The organism is Chromohalobacter sp. HP20-39, from assembly GCF_033052815.1.
GTDB lineage: Bacteria > Pseudomonadota > Gammaproteobacteria > Pseudomonadales > Halomonadaceae > Chromohalobacter.
Genome location: NZ_JAWHTP010000645.1, coordinates 1 through 275 on the forward strand (window position 1 = coordinate 1; position 275 = coordinate 275).

The 275-nt window shown below is 62.5% G+C and carries 1 protein-coding gene; it reads left to right on the forward strand.

Annotated features, from left to right (window positions below):
• A partial coding sequence (locus RVY79_RS19530; RefSeq protein WP_317466234.1) for an aldehyde dehydrogenase family protein occupies positions 1 to 275 on the forward strand: 275 nt, incomplete at both ends.

Genomic DNA, 275 nt, shown 5'->3' on the forward strand with positions numbered 1-275 from the left:
TGCTGAACGTGTTGACGGCCGATGCCACGCAGTCCATCGAAATTGGCCGCATCCTCTGCGAGAGCGAGGTCGTCAAACACCTGTCCTTCACCGGCAGCACCGAGGTCGGCCGGATCCTGATGAAGCAGTGCGCGCCGACGATCAAGAAGCTCAGCCTGGAACTGGGCGGCAACGCGCCCTTCATCGTGTTTGACGACGCAGACCTCGATTCGGCCGTCGAAGGCGCCATCACCAGCAAGTACCGCAATGCCGGCCAGACCTGCGTCTGCGCCAAC